The sequence below is a fragment of the Pseudomonas nunensis genome (assembly GCF_024296925.1).
In the GTDB taxonomy this organism is placed as follows: domain Bacteria; phylum Pseudomonadota; class Gammaproteobacteria; order Pseudomonadales; family Pseudomonadaceae; genus Aquipseudomonas; species Aquipseudomonas nunensis.
On record NZ_CP101125.1, the window covers coordinates 478,260 to 495,516 of the forward strand.

18 protein-coding genes are annotated in these 17,257 nt (G+C 58.9%); 13 read left to right on the forward strand and 5 right to left on the reverse strand.

Annotated elements, in window-relative coordinates; all coding sequences use genetic code 11:
* Positions 1-101 precede the first annotated feature (101 nt).
* The 3 genes from argJ to NK667_RS02145 all read left to right on the forward strand — a co-directional run bounded on the left by argJ (position 102) and on the right by NK667_RS02145 (position 3,020).
* Entirely contained in the window at positions 102-1,319 is a 1,218-nt protein-coding gene (gene argJ / locus NK667_RS02135) for a bifunctional glutamate N-acetyltransferase/amino-acid acetyltransferase ArgJ (RefSeq protein ID WP_054613721.1), read from the forward strand.
* Positions 1,320-1,440: 121 nt separating this feature from the next.
* Complete coding sequence (locus NK667_RS02140) at positions 1,441-2,073, forward strand: glutathione S-transferase family protein (RefSeq protein WP_054613722.1); 633 nt, start codon at positions 1,441-1,443, stop codon at positions 2,071-2,073.
* Complete coding sequence (locus NK667_RS02145; protein WP_054613723.1) at positions 2,070-3,020, forward strand: Nudix family hydrolase; 951 nt, start codon at positions 2,070-2,072, stop codon at positions 3,018-3,020. The genes NK667_RS02140 and NK667_RS02145 overlap by 4 nt, the downstream gene beginning before the upstream one ends.
* 95 nt (positions 3,021-3,115) lie before the next feature.
* Here NK667_RS02145 and NK667_RS02150 read toward each other — a convergent pair whose 3' ends face one another.
* The 3 genes from NK667_RS02150 to NK667_RS02160 are packed head-to-tail and all read right to left on the reverse strand — an operon-like array spanning position 3,116 to position 6,699.
* Positions 3,116-3,697 (reverse strand): cob(I)yrinic acid a,c-diamide adenosyltransferase, encoded by a 582-nt coding sequence (locus NK667_RS02150; protein WP_054613724.1) that lies wholly within the window; start codon positions 3,695-3,697, stop codon positions 3,116-3,118.
* A gap of 2 nt (positions 3,698-3,699) precedes the next feature.
* Positions 3,700-5,736: a sensor histidine kinase gene (locus NK667_RS02155; RefSeq protein ID WP_054045019.1), complete on the reverse strand. Its 2,037-nt coding sequence runs from the start codon at positions 5,734-5,736 to the stop codon at positions 3,700-3,702.
* A gap of 45 nt (positions 5,737-5,781) precedes the next feature.
* Positions 5,782-6,699 (reverse strand): putative 2-dehydropantoate 2-reductase, encoded by a 918-nt coding sequence (locus tag NK667_RS02160; RefSeq protein ID WP_054045017.1) that lies wholly within the window; start codon positions 6,697-6,699, stop codon positions 5,782-5,784.
* Between the two features lie 140 nt (positions 6,700-6,839).
* Here NK667_RS02160 and NK667_RS02165 point away from each other — a divergent pair, with 140 nt between their 5' ends.
* Together NK667_RS02165 and NK667_RS02175 are read left to right on the forward strand one after the other, a co-directional pair.
* A complete protein-coding gene (locus NK667_RS02165; protein ID WP_054045015.1) occupies positions 6,840-7,325 on the forward strand; it encodes a YajQ family cyclic di-GMP-binding protein in 486 nt (161 codons plus the stop codon).
* A gap of 189 nt (positions 7,326-7,514) precedes the next feature.
* Entirely contained in the window at positions 7,515-8,357 is an 843-nt protein-coding gene (locus NK667_RS02175) for a mechanosensitive ion channel family protein (RefSeq protein ID WP_054045013.1), read from the forward strand.
* A 142-nt stretch (positions 8,358-8,499) separates the two neighbouring features.
* On the opposite strand, the gene NK667_RS02180 is transcribed toward NK667_RS02175, so the two are convergent.
* Positions 8,500-9,846, reverse strand: a complete 1,347-nt coding sequence (locus NK667_RS02180) for an OprD family porin (RefSeq protein ID WP_054045011.1) — start codon at positions 9,844-9,846, stop codon at positions 8,500-8,502.
* 914 nt (positions 9,847-10,760) lie between these two features.
* Between NK667_RS02180 and NK667_RS02185 the strand changes: the two genes are divergently transcribed.
* Positions 10,761-11,186: an HIT domain-containing protein gene (locus NK667_RS02185; protein ID WP_054045765.1), complete on the forward strand. Its 426-nt coding sequence runs from the start codon at positions 10,761-10,763 to the stop codon at positions 11,184-11,186.
* A 3-nt stretch (positions 11,187-11,189) separates the two neighbouring features.
* A complete protein-coding gene (locus NK667_RS02190) occupies positions 11,190-11,396 on the forward strand; it encodes a SlyX family protein (protein ID WP_054045009.1) in 207 nt (68 codons plus the stop codon).
* A gap of 88 nt (positions 11,397-11,484) precedes the next feature.
* Here the strand turns inward: NK667_RS02190 and NK667_RS32535 are convergent, their stop codons facing one another.
* Positions 11,485-12,087, reverse strand: coding sequence for a cold-shock protein (locus NK667_RS32535; RefSeq protein ID WP_054045007.1), 603 nt, complete (start codon positions 12,085-12,087; stop codon positions 11,485-11,487).
* 311 nt (positions 12,088-12,398) lie between these two features.
* Here NK667_RS32535 and NK667_RS02200 point away from each other — a divergent pair, with 311 nt between their 5' ends.
* From NK667_RS02200 to ruvC, 6 genes are all read left to right on the forward strand, one after another.
* Positions 12,399-12,869 carry a Dps family protein gene (locus NK667_RS02200; RefSeq protein WP_054045005.1) on the forward strand — a complete coding sequence of 157 codons (471 nt, stop codon included), beginning with the start codon at positions 12,399-12,401 and terminating at the stop codon, positions 12,867-12,869.
* Between the two features lie 266 nt (positions 12,870-13,135).
* Positions 13,136-13,450 carry a ribbon-helix-helix domain-containing protein gene (locus NK667_RS02205; protein ID WP_054045003.1) on the forward strand — a complete coding sequence of 105 codons (315 nt, stop codon included), beginning with the start codon at positions 13,136-13,138 and terminating at the stop codon, positions 13,448-13,450.
* A gap of 151 nt (positions 13,451-13,601) precedes the next feature.
* Positions 13,602-13,823, forward strand: a complete 222-nt coding sequence (locus NK667_RS02210) for an FmdB family zinc ribbon protein (RefSeq protein WP_010457489.1) — start codon at positions 13,602-13,604, stop codon at positions 13,821-13,823.
* Positions 13,824-13,917: 94 nt separating this feature from the next.
* Complete coding sequence (gene aspS / locus NK667_RS02215; RefSeq protein WP_054045001.1) at positions 13,918-15,693, forward strand: aspartate--tRNA ligase; 1,776 nt, start codon at positions 13,918-13,920, stop codon at positions 15,691-15,693.
* A gap of 120 nt (positions 15,694-15,813) precedes the next feature.
* On the forward strand, positions 15,814-16,560 hold the full coding sequence (locus NK667_RS02220; protein WP_054044999.1) for a YebC/PmpR family DNA-binding transcriptional regulator: 747 nt from the start codon (positions 15,814-15,816) through the stop codon (positions 16,558-16,560).
* A 157-nt stretch (positions 16,561-16,717) separates the two neighbouring features.
* Positions 16,718-17,242 (forward strand): crossover junction endodeoxyribonuclease RuvC, encoded by a 525-nt coding sequence (ruvC, locus tag NK667_RS02225; RefSeq protein WP_054044997.1) that lies wholly within the window; start codon positions 16,718-16,720, stop codon positions 17,240-17,242.
* Positions 17,243-17,257: the final 15 nt, after the last annotated feature.

Below are 17,257 nucleotides of genomic sequence, written 5' to 3' on the forward strand. Positions count from 1 at the left end.
ACCCGCGCCGCGACCGGCATCAGCCGTCGCGGCGTTTTGCCATTTAAACCCGCCGTTCTTCCTGAAAGCGGTGCAGACATCATTTATTAAGGAGCGCATTCATGGCTGTTGGTCTTGGTCCTTTGCCAACGTTGCACCCGGTTGCCGGTTTTGAACTCGGTATCGCTTCGGCCGGCATCAAGCGCCCGGGGCGCAAGGATGTCGTGGTCATGCGCTGTGCCGAAGGTTCCACCGTTGCGGGCGTGTTCACCCTGAACGCGTTTTGCGCCGCGCCCGTGATCCTGGCCAAGCAGCGCGTGCAAGGTCCGGTGCGTTACTTGCTGACCAACACCGGCAATGCCAACGCCGGTACGGGCGCACCTGGCCTGGCCGCTGCGGAGCGCACCTGCGCGAAACTCGCTGAACTGACCGGCGTCGATGCCAGCCTGGTGCTGCCGTACTCCACCGGTGTGATCGGCGAGCCGTTGCCGGTCGAGAAAATCGAAGGCGCGTTGCAAGCCGCTCTTGATGATCTGTCGGTGAACAACTGGGAAGCTGCCGCCACCGGCATCATGACCACCGACACCTTGCCTAAAGGCGCCAGCCGCCAGTTCGAGCATGACGGCGTGACCATCACCGTCACCGGCATCAGCAAAGGCGCGGGCATGATCCGTCCGAACATGGCGACCATGCTCGGCTACATCGCCACCGATGCCAAAGTCTCCCGTGAAGTCCTGCAAAACCTGCTGCTGGACGGCGCCAACAAGTCGTTCAACCGCATCACCATCGACGGCGACACCTCGACCAACGACTGCTGCATGCTGATCGCCACCGGTCAGGCTGCACTGCCGGAAATCACTTCCGCCAGCGGTGAATTGTTCGCCAAGTTGAAGCAAGCGGTGTTCGAAGTGTGCATGGACGTGGCCCAGGCCATCGTGCGTGACGGCGAAGGTGCGACTAAGTTCGTGACCGTCGAAGTCAACGGTGGCGGCAATCACCAGGAGTGCCTGGACGTCGGCTACACCGTGGCGCACTCGCCGCTGATCAAGACCGCGCTGTTCGCCTCCGACCCGAACTGGGGCCGCATCCTCGCCGCCGTCGGCCGTGCTGGCGTGCCGGACCTGGACGTGAGCAAGATCGACGTGTTCCTCGGCGAAGTGTGCATCGCCAGCCACGGCGCCCGCGCCTCGACCTACACCGAAGCCCAGGGCTCGGCGGTAATGCAGCAGGAAGAAATCACCATCCGTATCGAGTTGGGTCGCGGCGATTGCAGCGAAACCATCTGGACTACCGACCTGTCCCACGAATACGTGAAAATCAACGCTGAGTACCGCACCTAAGACCGAGTCGCCCCCATTCGCGAGCAAGCCCCCGCCCTTGTAGGAGCGAGGCTTGCCCGCGAAGACGGACCACCAGACGCTAAAGATTCCGGCCTGCACCCCTCATCAAAAGGTCCCGAACATGAGCCTCCACCTGATCATCGGCGACAAACTGCTTTCCTCCTGGTCCCTGCGCAGTGCCCTGGCCCTCGAACTGACTGGCGCTCCCTACACCGAAGAACTGATCAAACTTGGCCAGCCAGACACCCGTGAGCGCGTGCTCAAACATTCGCCGACCGGCAAAGTCCCGCTGCTGAAGTCCGAACACGGCGTCATCGCCGATTCCCTGGCGATTGCCGAGTACCTGGCCGAGCAGTTCCCCGACGCCGGCCTCTGGCCCAAAGACACCGCCGCCCGCGCCCAGGCCCGTTCGGCTTGCGCGCAGATGCACAGCGGTTTCTTCGCCCTGCGCGGCAACATGTCATTCGACCTGAGCCGCGACGAAGCGCTGCCATCGATCCCGCCAGAGGTTCAGGCAGAAATCGAGCGCATGCTGGCGTTGTGGGCTGAATGCCGCGCCACTGCGACCGAAACCGGTCCATTCCTGTTTGGCCGCGCTACTTTGGCGGATGCGTACTTCGCGCCGATTGCCGTGCGTCTGCGCACCTACCGGGTGCAGTTGCCGGCGGTGGCCGAGGCTTACGTCGAAACCATTTACCAATGGCCAGCGTTCAAGGCTTGGCAGAAGGCCGGTCTGGAGGAGGTAGGACAGTGAAACGAGTACACGTCGCCGCCGCTGTGATCCGTGACAGCGCTGGCAAGATTCTTATCGCGCGCCGTGCCGACACCCAACATCAGGGCGGTTTGTGGGAGTTTCCTGGTGGCAAGGTCGAGGCCGACGAATCGGTCGAATCGGCATTTGCCCGTGAACTTCAGGAAGAGTTGGGCATTGTTGTTGAAGCGGCGCGACCGCTGATCAAGGTTCAGCACGACTACCCCGACAAACAGGTGTTGTTAGATGTCTGGGAAGTCTCGGCATTCAGCGGCGAACCCCACGGCGCCGAAGGCCAGCCGTTGGAATGGGTCGCACCGCGTGACCTGCTGAACTACGAGTTCCCGGCGGCCAACCAACCGATCGTCGCGGCTGCACGGTTGCCGGCGGAGTACCTGATTACCCCGGAAGACTTGGAAACCCCAGCCTTGCTGCGCGGTATCCAGAAGGCGATTGCCGGTGGCATCAAGTTGATTGTGCTGCGGGCGCCCAACGGCTACGACCCTAAATACCGCGACTTGGCGGTGGATGCGGCGGGGCTGTGTGCCGGCAAGGCGCAGTTGATGATCAAGGGGCCGTTCGAGTGGCTGGGTGATTTCCCTTCCGCCGGTTGGCACATCACCGCCGCGCAGTTGCGCAAGTACGCAGCGGCCGGTCGACCGTTGCCGGCGTCGCGCTGGTTGGCGGCGTCCTGCCATAACGCTGAAGAACTGGCGTTGGCCGAGCAGATGGGCGTGGACTTCGTGACCCTGTCGCCGGTGCAAGTGACCCAGACTCACCCTGATGGCCAGCCGTTGGGTTGGGAACAGGCGAAGGCCCTGATCGCCGGTTTCAGCAAACCGGTGTTCCTGCTGGGTGGCGTTGGCCCGGCGGAACGGCAGAAGGCTTGGGAAATCGGGGCGCAGGGTGTGGCGGGGATTCGGGCGTTTTGGCCTGATTCTGTGGTGTAGCGGCCGGCCTCATCGCGAGCAAGCTCGCTCCCACATTGGAATGCGTTCCCCTGTGGGAGCGAGCTTGCTCGCGATGAGGGACTGACAGTCGCCGACTAAACCTCAGGCTTCGTCGCCGGCTGCCAAAGAATCTCGGCAATCCCCTGACGCTTGGCAATCAACCGCGCCGCCACAAACAGCAAATCCGACAACCGATTAATATATGCCAGGCCAACCCCGGCCAGCGGCTCAACCGCATTCAAATGCTGACACCGCCGTTCCGCACTGCGGGCCAGACTACGGCAGACGTGAGCCAGGGCAATCAACGCCGAGCCGCCCGGCAAGATGAAGTTCTCCAGCGGCCCCAGCTCTTCATTCCACAGATCAATCGCCGCTTCCAGCCGTTCGATTTCAGCGGCATTCAGCGCCTGATACACCGGCATCGCCAGTTCACCACCCAGGTCAAACAACCGATGCTGACACGGCGCCAACACCTCAATCACTTCCTTCAAGCTCGGATAAGCAGAGCTTTGCGCTTCCAGCCCGGCCAATAGCACACCCACCTGACTGTTCAGCGTATCGACCTCGCCAATCGCCTCGATCCGCGGGTGATCCTTCGGCACGCGGCGGCCATCGCCCAGGCCGGTTTCGCCTTTGTCGCCGGTGCGGGTGTAAATCTTCGACAGGCGAAAGCCCATGGTTACCTCGATAGCTGATTGAGTTCTTGGGAGACGAGCGGGGTGCCCGCCAACGGCAGGCGCAAGGTGAAGCAGGTGCCCTGGCCGAGGGTCGATTGCACTTCCATCTGGCCCTTGTGGTTGTTGGTGATAATGAAATACGAAACGGACAGCCCGAGGCCGGTGCCCTGGCCGATTTCCTTGGTGGTGAAGAACGGCTCGAAGGTGCGTTTGCGCACGTTTTCGCTCATGCCGATGCCGTTGTCTTCGACCTGGATTTCCGCCCACGGTGGATTGAGCTTGGTGCGCAGGATGATTCGCCCCGGTTCGCGGTCATCTTCGCGCTGATGAATTGCCTGGGCGGCGTTTTTCAACAGGTTTAGCAGCACCTGCTCCAATTCGTTGGCCGTGCCCGGCACCGGACCCAGCGCCGGGTCGAACTGACGAATGATCGCCTGGCCCTTGAAGTCGAAACCGATCGCCAGGTCAAAGTCGTTACCGGCGATTTCCACCGCTTGATCAATCAACGCCGGCAGGTCGCACGGCGCCATCTGGCGGGTGCTGCGGCGGCTGAAACTGAGCATGTGCGTGACGATTTTCGCCGCCCGCGCACCGGCCTGCTGGATGCCGTCGAGCAACTGCGGCACTTCTCGCGCTTTCAGGTACTGGTTGACCGTTTCCAGTTCGACGCCGACGTGTTCGGCTTGCTCAAGGTTTTTCGGTAGGTCCGGCGACAGCCGCCGGCGAATGTTTTGCACGTTGTGCAGGATCGCACCCAGCGGGTTGTTGATTTCGTGGGCCATGCCGGCAGCGAGGCCGCCGACCGAGAGCATTTTTTCCGATTGCACCATCATTTCTTCCAGGGACAGGCGCTGGGTGATGTCGTCGATCCGGATCACCACGCCACGCCCTGCGCCGCCCATCAATGGGTAGAAGGTCAGGGCGTAGTGCTTGGCTTCATCGTCCTTGACCCAGGTCACCCGCTCGATCTTGGCCACCGTGTGTTGCTCGACGGTTTGCTTGAGTTGCGGCAGGAACGGTTTGAGCGGTTCGAACGCGAGAAAGATCGGCTGGTTCAGCGCTTCATCCAGACGCGTGCCGGACAGGGCGCTGGCCTCCTGATTCCACTGGGTGACGTAGAGCTGCTCATCGAGGGCGATCAGCGCTGAAGGCATCGAGTCGATGATGCTGTTGAGGTAGTTCTGGAAACCGGTGAGTTTCTTCTCGATCTTGCTCCGCACCTGGACTTCCAGTTCCAGCTTGCGGTTGGTGTGACGGGTTTCTTCCGCCAGCCCCTGGGCCTGATCATAAGCAGCCTGGGAGTCGTCCCGGGCGCGTTTGAGCTGCTGCTCCCGGGCTTCAATACGCGAAAGCATGGTGTTGAACGCCTCGGCGAGGCTGCCGATTTCATCGTGGTTGCCGCGAGAGGCGCGCAACGCGTAGTTCTCTTCCCGGGTGACCTGTCGGGACAGCTCTTCGAGTTGATGGATCGGCCGGGTGATCAGGCGTTTGATCTGCCGGGCGATTACCAGCCACAGCAACACGCTGAAGATCAGGATGCCGAGGCTCGCGGTCAGGGTGCCGGTGTAGAACGCCACCGGCAGTTCGCTGCTCGCCACCAGCAGCAAATGGCCCGGTTCGGTGCCGGGGCGGGGTAGGGTGATGATTTGATTGCTGCGAAACTCCGTGGCTTGCCACGCTTCGATATGCCGATAGCGTTCCGGCAGCTTGAGTTTTTCGCCGTGCTGCAACTGCGCCAGGCGCACGCCGTCGCCGTCATACAGCGCCGCTGCGCGCAATGGCGAGTAGCTGTTGAGTTCATTGAGCAGGCGCTCGGCGCTTTGTGGCGACTTCAACGCCTCGGACACCAGGCTTGGGTTCGACACCAGCCGGCCAATGGTTTGCAGGGCCTGGGGCGCCATGCTTTCCTGGGAAATGTAGTACGCGGCGCTGATGAAGGTCAGGTTGGCGACCAGCAGGACGGTGATCAACAGCACCAGCAGGGCGGCCAGCAGTTTCTGGCCGACAGGGAGGTTTTCGAGGCGCTGGCGCAGTGGCATCAGGTTTATCGCTACAAAGGAACAAGTGGCCAGCGTAGCCGCTGCTCAGTCGCTGGGCAATCCAAGGCTGTGCAGATGCGCGGTTAACCGGGCTTCAAGTTGATTGAGATGCGGCAGGTTCAACTGGTGCCGCGCCGCGACTCTGCAGACGTGGCCCAATAGATAGCTGATTTCGGTGCGGCGCTGATTGGCCACATCCTGGTACATCGACGAGTAATTGGCGGCGGTGGCCTGGATCACCCGTTCGACTTCCTGTTGCAGATGTTCGGCGGCGGCCGGTTGCCCGCAACGCTCCAGCAGTTCGGTCAGCTCGGCGCAGAGGGTGGCCACTTCGCAATGATGCTGCTGCAAACCGCCATTACGGCAATCGTGCAGCACGGTCAGTGGATTAATCGCACAGTTGAGCGCGAGTTTTCGCCACAGGCGGGTGAGGATGTCCGTAGTCCATTCGTGGGGAATGCCAGCAGCCGTCAGGTCTTCCAGCCAGATCGGCGCCACCGGATGGCCGGCATCCCCCAGCCAGGTGTAACCGTGGCCGGCGAACACCACACGCCAGTCGCCATCACGAAACGCGCCTTCAGTGCTCGACGCACTGATACAACGGGCCTGCGGCACTTGCGCGGCGACCGCATCCTGGCTGCCGAGGCCGTTCTGCAACAGAATCAGTTCGGCACCGGGCGCAAGGCGCGGCGCCAGGCGGGCCACGGCTTGCACGGCGTCGTAGGCTTTGCAGGCCACCAGCAGGCGATTGATCGGCTCATCGCTGTCGGATGTTTCGCCGGGGATCTCATAGAGTTTTGCTTCGCCGTGTTCCACCAGTGTCAGGCCACCGGCCGCTCGATACGCCTGCAAGCGTTGCTCGTCGCGCACAATCAACCGAACCGGAACGCCGGCCCGCGCCAGGCGGGTAGCCCACAAGGTGCCAAGGCTTCCGGCGCCCAGGACATGCCAGGTCATGGACATCAGCTTTTTGCTCGGATTAAGGCAGGCATGTGAGGCTCGCAGTATCGGTTGAGAAAGACCCGTTATAATGAGCCCGATTTTAACCGCAAGCCAAGCGCGCTCCATCGTGATCGAGCGCGCCTTTTTATTGGAGAAACTACATGCCGTCGTTCGACGTGGTATCCGAACTGGACAAACACGAAGTCACCAACGCGGTCGAGAACGCCGTCAAGGAACTCGATCGTCGTTATGACCTGAAAGGCAAGGGCACCTTCGAGTTCAAGGAAAAGGACCTGACCGTCAACCTGACCGCTGAAGCCGACTTCCAGCTCGAAGCGATGATCGAGATCCTCAAGCTGTCCCTGGTCAAGCGCAAGATCGACGTGCAGTGCCTTGAGGTCAAGGACGCCTACGCTTCGGGCAAGCTGATGAAGCAGGAAGCCGTCCTCAAGGAAGGCATCGACAAAGAGCTGGCGAAGAAAATCGTCGCTCACGTCAAGGACGCCAAGCTCAAGGTCCAGGCCTCCATCCAGGGCGAGCAGGTGCGCATCACCGGCAAGAAGCGCGACGATTTGCAGGAAGCCATCGCGGCCCTGCGCGCCAAGACGTTCGACATGCCGCTGCAGTTCAACAACTTCCGCGACTAAACATGTAACGCGGGCCCCTGTGGGAGCGGGCTTGCTCGCGAAAGCGGTGTGTCATTCAGCAATGATTTCGACTGACACGTCCTCTTCGCGAGCAAGCCCGCTCCCACACTGCATTGTGCTTAACCTCGGCAGGCCCTTAATGCCGCTTATTGTTCGCGTGCCGGATGGCCGGGAATCAGGAGAAAGTAGATGGATTTGAATACTGAAGTGGACAATCTGGTCAAGGCGTCTCAAGCCTGGATCCCGATGATCATGGAGTATGGCAGCCGTGTCCTGCTGGCAGTGATCACCCTGGCCATCGGCTGGTGGCTGATCAACAAGGTCACGCAAAAGCTCGGTGGCTTGCTGGCTCTGCGTAACGCCGACCTGGCGTTGCAAGGTTTTATCAGCAGCCTGGCCAACATCATTCTCAAGGTTTTGCTGATTGTCAGCGTGGCCTCGATGATTGGCGTGGAAACCACCTCGTTCGTCGCAGCCATCGGTGCGGCAGGCCTGGCCATTGGTCTGGCGTTGCAGGGCAGCCTGGCGAATTTCGCTGGCGGCGTGCTGATTCTGTTGTTCCGTCCGTTCCGCATTGGTGACTGGATCGAAGCCCAAGGCGTTGCCGGTACAGTGGACAGCATTCAGATTTTCCACACGGTGCTGCGCACTGGCGACAACAAGACCATCATTGTTCCGAACGGCAACCTGTCGAACGGCATCATCACCAACACTAACCGTCAGCCAACCCGCAAAGTCGTGTTTGATGTAGGCGTGGACTACGAAGCGGACTTGCAAAAGGCCCGTGAAGTGTTGCTGGAACTGGCCAAAGATGAACGCATCCTGGCGGAACCTGCGCCACAAGCCGTTATTTCGACCTTGGGCGACAGTTCGATTACTGTGTCCCTGCGAGTGTGGGTCAAGACGGCTGATTACTGGGATGTGATGTTCATGTTCAATGAACAATCCCGGGATCGTTTGAAAACCGCGGGTATCGATATTCCGTTCCCGCAACGAGTTATTCGTGTGGTTCAGGAAGCACCGGTGAATTGAGGGAAGTGCTACTAATGCCTGACTTTATGGGTCGGGCTATATTGAGTAGCAAGCTAATCAATTAAGCGTGAACCGAAGTCAATAAAAAAGGCCCATCCGAAGATGGGCCTTTTTTTGATTACCGCAAACTAACTTTCGGCAATTACAGAACCGACAGCGGGTAGTCAACGATCAGGCGGAACTCTTTAACGTCGCCTTCGCCTTCGTCGGCGTTAGCTACGTGCCAAGCTTGACGCAGGCGGAAAGACAGGTCTTTCGCTGGGCCAGACTGAACAACATACTTGGCTTCAAAGTTGGTTTCGTGGTGCTTGCCATCTTCGCCGTACAGGCCAGTGTATGCACTGCCAGCCGGGGTATGGGTACCGTCGATGTCCCAACCAGTTACGTAGCGGGTCATGAAGCTCAGACCAGGAACGCCGTACTCAGCCATTTTCAGATCGTAACGGATCTGGGCCGACTTCTCGCCTGGGGCGTTGAAGTCAGAGTACTGGATGGAGTTGGCGAGGAAGATCGAGTCGCCACCACGGTTGTTCTTGCCGATACCGATGTAGTCGAACGGGGTATCGCCATTAACCTTTTGGAAGGCCAGGGTGATGGTGTGCGCTTTCATGAACGAGAGAGCAGTGGCCAGCGAGAACGCGGTGTTGCTGATGTCACCGGCTTTCGCGTCACCGGTGTCGGTGGTGCGATAGATGTTGAAGTCAGTGTTCAGCGAGGTGTCACCACTGATTGGAGTGGTGAGGTTCACGTTCGCGTAGTACTGGTTCCAGATATCTTCCAGCTTGGCGCCATACAACGATGCGGTCAGGTTTTCAGTGATGCCGTATTTGCCACCGAAGTAGTCGATGGTCTTGGCTTCAACGCCTGCGTAGGTTGCAAACAGACCGCCGTCATGGGCGTTCTTGTCTTGGCTGGTGCCCGAGTAGAAGTGACCGGCTTCGAGGTCAAGGTCTTTGACTTCGCTGCTCTGCAGTTGGAAACCGCTGGCAGTTTGCGGAAGGATACGGGAACCGCCGACTGCGAACACAGGAGCAGTGCTCGGCTGCATGTCGCCGACTTTCAACTCGGTTTTGGAGATGCGGAATTTAATCGCTGCGCCGGCTTTACCCTGGCTGTCGTTGACGTCGCGGCCGCCGTTAGCGTTAACGGTGTCGCTACGGCTCATGTTACCCGAGCCGGAAGTGCCATCGCCGCCATCCAGTTTGATGGCCAGGTAACCGAATGCATCAACACCAACGCCTACAGTACCTTGGGTGTAACCGGAGCTGAAGTTGCCCCAAATGCCCTGGGTCCAGTCTTTGACGTCGCGGTTGCCATTCTTGTTGTCACGGTTGAAGTAGTAGTTGCGAACCAGCAAGTTCAACGAGCTGTCTTCAACAAAACCTTTGGCTTCAGCCTGGTCACTAACAAAAGGTGCGGCCGTAGCCATTTGAGTACTGGCTGCTGCTGCAACTGCCAGTGCGATTGTGCTCCACTTCATCACGCGCATCGTGATTTGCTCCTTTGGTTTTAGAAGAGTACTGCCGTCCCACCTGTTTTATTATCTGGGCGGCTCTTTCTTTTTGTGTCGGCGCAAACTTATATCACGCCGACAATGTTGGCGATACTTGCGTATCTAACCTTTCAGCTTCTTTACGACCCTGTCGCAAATGGCTTGGTAGATGTCGCAAATTCTCTACCCCGACGCAAGCGGATTGACAACTTTAGCGTTGTTTTCCAAGCCTGGAGCACCGGTAAAAAGAGTCCCTGGTGAAACGTTTGAATCTCCATCGGGCAACCCTGCCGCTGTTTTTATTTGCCTTCCAGCTTCCACTTCCAGCGGACGCTTCGTAGGCGATATAGGTATGAATGCAACAAGCGTGCTCAAATCAGAATTCTGTGTCTGTTTTTTTCTGAAGGCCCGTTTGCAGCTGTAAAAACCTCATAAAACCGGGGGTTTCAAGCGCGTTTTGTTTGCACTTGACGCCGTCCGTTGCATGGTGTTGCGCCATCATGACAATCGCGCGACCACAAAAAACGTTACCGGTTCACCCCGAAAGTGAGTAATTGGCGGATCCCCGACGCTCTCAGCGTAGACGCGATGTGCGGTTTTGGTGCAAAAAATTTTAATCGCTGTACTGAATTCATACAGCGCCGCGATCGGTAGCCTGCGAACGGTTGAGTATTCATGGGTCACTTCGGCGTTTTTTGTCACCGCGTGGGTTCTGTAATGGTGCGCTCCGATGAAAAATGTCTCATGTCGGGGCGTGTGTCCCGCTCGGCGAAATTTATTGGGTGGATGGCGGCCAGGTTCGTCGTGAAGCCTGGGGCATTCGCAGGTATGCTGCCGTCCTGTCGCTTGGCGCGCAGCCTCTATTGAGGGGCGCTAAGCTGAAAATGATGAAACCGGCGGGAGTGCGCTCAGTGTTCGCTTTAGATCCACGACTTCAACAAGACACCTTGCCGATCGGGGACTTCCCCCTCTGCCGGTTGCTCTTGTCCAACGATTCGAACTATCCCTGGTTCATCCTGGTGCCGCGCCGCGAAGATATCAGCGAGTTGTTTCAGTTAGATGTCGCCGATCAGCAGCAGCTGTGGCAGGAAACCACCGCACTGGCGGAAATGCTCAAGGACTCGTTCGACGCCGACAAATTGAACGTCGCGGCCTTGGGTAACGTTGTCAGCCAGCTGCATATGCATGTGATAGTGCGCAAACGCGAGGATGCCGCCTGGCCAGCCCCGGTTTGGGGCAAACATCCGGCCAAGCCCTACAGTGCCGAGCAGGTCGCGGTGATTCGCGAACGGCTGCGCCTGGTTCTGACCGATCACTTCACGTTTCTGGAGGGCTGAGCCATGAGCCTGGAAGAACGCGTCAACGATCTGGAAAGCCAACTGGCGTTCCAGGACGACACCATTCAGTCATTGAACGATATCCTGGTGACGCAACAGCGCGTGGTCGAGCGCCTGCAACTGCAAATGGCCGCGCTGCTGCGCCGCCAGGAAGAGATGGCCGGCCAGTTCGAGTCCTCCGAGGAAGAGGCTCCGCCGCCGCACTACTGAGCCAAAGGCATGGAGTGTGCCGGCCAAACGCCGGGCAATAAAAAACCGCGAACAGCCAGGCTGCTCGCGGTTTTTTTATCGCTCGGGATCAGCGACGGGGCAGTGCGGCAATCACATCTTCGGCTTGCAGGCCTTTGTCGCGATTCATGACGGAGAACTCCACACGCTGGCCTTCGACCAGGACGCGGTGACCTTCGCCACGAATGGCCCGGAAGTGCACGAAAATATCGTCGCCGGAATCCCGGGAGATAAAGCCGAAGCCTTTGGAAGTGTTGAACCACTTGACGGTGCCGGTATCGCGGTTGCTCATGTCATAGCTTGGCGAGGCGGCGGCCGGTGAAGATTTGTAGAAACTGATGGCCAGGTGCAGAAGGACTGCGACCACGGCAGTCAGCAGGCTGAACAGAACGGAAGGTTGGCCAGCGATAAAAGGCATCTTCGCGATCAGTGTCAGGGTTTGCAGGACAACAGCCAGGACCAGCAGGGCGCTGACCAGGTTTTGCAGTTGGTGACGAGGACCTTTGTTCCAGTAGGGGATAACCGGAGCGAGGGTCAGGTTAAGCAGGCCGAAAAAGGCCAGGTACAGCGCATCGGGTTGTTGCAGGTAAGGAACAGCTTCGGGTTGCAAGCTAGGGAAGAAGGACAGCAGCAAGGCTGCTGCGCCCATTAGCAGGTGGACGATTTTCAACATTTTGATTGACTCGCGTTAAGACAGATCACAAGGAAGAGCTGATTGAGCACGGTCCGCTTCAGAACAATAAGAGGCGGTGGACACGTACCCGCTATCAGCCTATGCGCTGCGCCCCGGAGAAATAGGGGCATAGCGACACACTGCCTATTTAACAGCAAAGCCTGCGCCTACTCAAATCAGGCGGTCGGGCGGTGTCCCCGAGGGCGATTTGTCGCAGGTCGGCTGGCCATCCAGGTCAGCAGGGTGCGGATTGCCTTGCTACAGTGGTCCTGCACTTGTCGGATGAATTTCATCACCTTTAGGGGGTAAGCATGGCAATCGATATCGGTATCAGTGAAGAGGATCGCAAGTCCATCGTCGACGGGCTGTCGCGTCTGTTGTCGGACACTTATGTGCTGTATTTGAAAACCCATAACTTCCACTGGAACGTCACGGGCCCGATGTTTCGGACCCTGCACTTGATGTTCGAAGAGCAGTACAACGAGTTGGCCCTGGCGGTCGATTCGATTGCCGAGCGGATTCGCGCCTTGGGTTTTCCAGCACCCGGCGCCTATTCGGTGTATGCCCGTCTTTCTTCTATTAAGGAAGAGGAGGGTGTGCCTAGCGCCGAAGACATGATCAAGCAGCTGGTCGATGGGCAGGAGGCGGTGACCCGTACGGCGCGCGGGATCTTCCCGTTGCTGGACAAGGTCAGCGACGAGCCGACGGCGGACCTGCTGACCCAACGTATGCAGGTTCATGAAAAAACCGCGTGGATGTTGCGCTCCTTGCTGGATCAGTAACCGTCCCGGTGTGCGAATGACGCCGGGAGCGTTGTTCGCACGCAGCTTCCTCTTGCAGATAAACGCCCTTTCAGCTGAAGAAAATACCCTAGGTTTCGTAGGAAACGGTCCGGCCTAGGACCCTGTCCATGATCCTCACTCCGTTGTTGGCTTATCCTACGTTGATGGTCATAAAGTCATCTGGATATAACTTTGCGCCTGCGTTTTTATAAGGAGCAGGAGGTAGCTCCTATAGAAAGCCGGGATGACAAAGGAGTGTCAGCGCTATGGTTTATGGAGAAAGTCGGGACGAGAGGAGGTTCGGGGCGCAACAGGCGATCAAGATTGATCCGTTCGTCAGTGAATTCGATATGGGGCTGGCCAGGCCTTTGGCCCGTTCGGTGCGTTTGAATGGTTTTGCGACCTGCCTGCGGCTTGAGCAGGTTTATTGGGAAATCCTCGGCGAAATGGCCACGCTCAATGGCTGCTCGGTCAGCGCGCTGTTGTCCCACGTGGATCGCGAAGTACATTTGCGCCACGGCGGGGTGAAGAATTTCACCGGGCTGGTGCGCGTCGTCTGCGTCGTGCACAGCCTGAAGTAACGCTGGGCTCACCTGTTTCGGCCTGTAACGGGTGGTATGTCAGTCTGTGCAGTCTTACGGCTGCACAGGCTGCATTTAATGGATATAATCCCGCTCTTTGCCGCAAAACCCAGTGTAAGCGGTAGCAATCCTGATCGCCGAGACAACCCCCATGCCGATGTACGACTATCAATGTGCTTCCTGTGGTCATCAGTTGGAAGCCATTCAAAAGATCAGCGCAGCACCGCTGGTCGACTGCCCTGCGTGCCAGGCGCCAGAGCTCAAGAAGATGCTGTCCATGCCGGGCTTCCGCCTCAGCGGCACCGGCTGGTATGAAACCGACTTCAAGACCGGTTCCAAGAAGAATCTGGCCGGCGGCGACAAAGCTGACTAAGGTCTGGAACCTGAGTTGAACGACACGTGCGAGCTCTTGCCTCTGTGCAGGGTCTCCAACCGAATTTCGAATTACGAGAAGTGAAACCACTACCATGATGCGCAGCCATTATTGCGGCCAACTGAACGAAGCCCTGGAAGGCCAGGAAATTACCCTTTGCGGATGGGTTCACCGTCGCCGTGACCACGGTGGGGTGATTTTCCTCGATATCCGTGATCGTGATGGTCTGGCCCAAGTGGTATTCGATCCGGACCGCGCCGAAAGCTTCGCCGCCGCCGATCGCGTGCGCAGCGAATACGTCGTGAAGATCACCGGCAAGGTGCGCCTGCGTCCGGCCGGTGCCACCAACGCCAACATGGCGTCGGGCATGATCGAAGTGCTGGGCTACGAGCTTGAAGTGCTGAACGAGTCGGAAACCCCGCCGTTCCCGCTCAACGAGTTCTCCGACGTTGGCGAAGAAACCCGCCTGCGCTATCGCTTCCTCGACCTGCGTCGCCCGGAAATGCTCGAGAAGCTGCGCCTGCGTTCGCGCATGACCACCAGCATCCGTCGCTTCCTGGACGAGAACGGCTTCCTCGACGTCGAAACGCCGATCCTGACCCGTGCAACTCCGGAAGGCGCGCGCGACTACCTGGTGCCGAGCCGTACTCACGCCGGTTCCTTCTTCGCCTTGCCGCAATCGCCACAGCTGTTCAAGCAACTGCTGATGGTTGCCGGCTTCGACCGTTACTACCAGATCGCCAAGTGCTTCCGCGACGAAGACCTGCGCGCCGACCGCCAGCCGGAATTCACCCAGATCGACATCGAGACCAGCTTCCTCGATGAAAAAGAGATCATGGCCATCACCGAAAAAATGATCCGCAACCTGTTCAAGGAAGTGCTGGACCTGGAATTCGGTGATTTCCCGCACATGACCTTCGAAGAGGCCATGCGTCGTTACGGTTCCGACAAGCCAGACCTGCGTAACCCGCTGGAACTGGTAGACGTTGCCGACCAACTGAAAGAAGTCGACTTCAAGGTGTTCAGCGGCCCGGCCAACGACCCGAAATGCCGCATTGCCGCTCTGCGCGTTCCAGGCGGGGCAAGCATGCCGCGCAAGCAGATCGACGACTACACCAAGTTCGTCGGCATCTACGGTGCCAAGGGCCTGGCGTACATCAAGGTCAACGAGCGCGCCAAAGGCGTCGAAGGCCTGCAGTCGCCTATCGTCAAGAACATCCCTGAAGCCAACCTCAATGTGATCCTCGATCGCGTTGGCGCGGTTGACGGCGACATCGTGTTCTTCGGTGCCGACAAAGCCAAGATCGTCAGCGAAGCCCTGGGCGCGCTGCGGATCAAGGTTGGTAACGATCTGGACCTGCTGACCTGCAAGTGGGCACCGATGTGGGTTGTCGACTTCCCGATGTTCGAAGAGAACGACGACGGCAGCTTCACCGCCTTGCACCACCCGTTCACCGCGCCGAAGTGCACCCCGGAAGAGCTGGAAGCCAACCCGGCAATCGCTCTGTCCCGTGCCTACGACATGGTTCTGAACGGCACCGAGCTGGGTGGCGGCTCGATCCGTATCCACCGCAAGGAAATGCAGCAGACCGTGTTCCGCCTGTTGGGTATCAATGAAGCGGAACAGGAAGAGAAATTCGGCTTCCTGCTCGACGCCCTGAAATACGGCGCGCCGCCGCACGGTGGCCTGGCCTTCGGTCTGGACCGTCTGGTAATGCTGATGACCGGCGCCCAGTCGATCCGTGAAGTGATTGCGTTCCCGAAAACCCAGAGCGCGGCTGACGTCATGACTCAGGCACCGGGTGCTGTAGATGCCAAGGCATTGCGCGAATTGCACATTCGTCTGCGCGAAACGCCAAAGGCTGAGTAAGGCTGACCCTGAAGGCGCATCCTCATGGGATGCGCCTTTTTTACAGGTCGAGATTTTTTTGTTGCTGGCTGGCGCTCAACGCGCAGCGGGCAATGTTTCAAAGAGAATTCGGAGCGAGATATGGCGGGTCATTCCAAGTGGGCGAACATCAAGCACCGCAAAGAACGTCAGGATGCCAAGAAGGGCAAGATTTTCACCAAGTGGATTCGTGAACTGACCGTTGCGGCCCGTCAGGGTGGCGGCGATCCGGGTTCCAATCCGCGTCTGCGCCTGGCCCTGGACAAGGCCCTTGGTGCGAACATGAGCCGCGACATCATTGATCGCGCGGTAGCACGCGGTGCCGGTGCAGCCGACACCGACGACATGGTCGAACTGACCTATGAAGGTTACGGCCCGGGCGGCGTGGCGGTGATGGTCGAGTGCATGACCGACAACCGTAATCGCACCGCAGCGGCTGTTCGTCATGCGTTCAGCAAGTGCGGCGGCAACCTGGGCACTGATGGTTCGGTGGCCTATCTGTTCGAACGCAAGGGGCAGATTTCCTTCGCACCGGGCGTCAATGAAGACGCGCTGATGGAAGCGGCCATGGAAGCCGACGCCGATGACGTGGTCACCCACGAAGACGGCTCGATTGACGTGTTCACTTCGTTCGCCGGGTTTTACTCGGTGCGTAACGCCCTGGAAGCCGCCGGTTTCAAAGGTGATGACGCGGAAATCGTGATGTTGCCAACCACCAGTGCCGAACTGGACCTGGAAGGCGCGGAGAAGGTGCTCAAGCTGATCGACATGCTTGAAGACCTGGATGACGTGCAGAACGTCTACTCCAACGCAGACATTCCGGAGTCGGTTGCCGCGCAACTGGGTTAAGGGCGACCAGGATCCCTTGTGGGAGCGGGCTTGCTCGCGAACGCGGATTTTCAGGCAACATAGTTGCTGAATGTAAAACCGTATTCGCGAGCAAGCCCGCTCCCACATTTGTTATTCGTGTATTGAATACCGTGTTTTTACTGAACCCGCAGGCGTTATGACTTTAATCCTTGGTATCGATCCCGGTTCGCGCATCACCGGTTATGGCGTGGTACGCGATACCGGGCGCGGCTGCGTCTACGTGGCCTCGGGCTGTATTCGCACTGGCTCCGGCGAGTTGCACGAACGTCTGCAAATCGTCTATCGCGGCGTGCGGGAAGTCATCCAGACCTACGGCCCCACGACCATGGGCATCGAAAAGGTCTTCATGGCCCGCAACGCCGACTCCGCGCTGAAACTGGGCCAGGCCCGGGGTGCAGCCATCGTTGCCGGCGCCGAAGAAAGCCTCGAAATCGCTGAATACACCGCGACCCAGGTCAAGCAAGCCGTGACCGGCACCGGCGCGGCGAATAAAGAGCAGGTGCAAATGATGGTCATGCACATGCTCAAATTGACCAGCAAACCGCAAATCGATGCCTCGGACGCCCTGGCCATTGCGATTTGTCATGCGCACACCCGTTCCAGCCTGCTGCCTCATGGTCTGGGGACAGCACGCAGTCGTGGCGGGCGCCTGCGTCTCTGATAGCATCAGCAATCA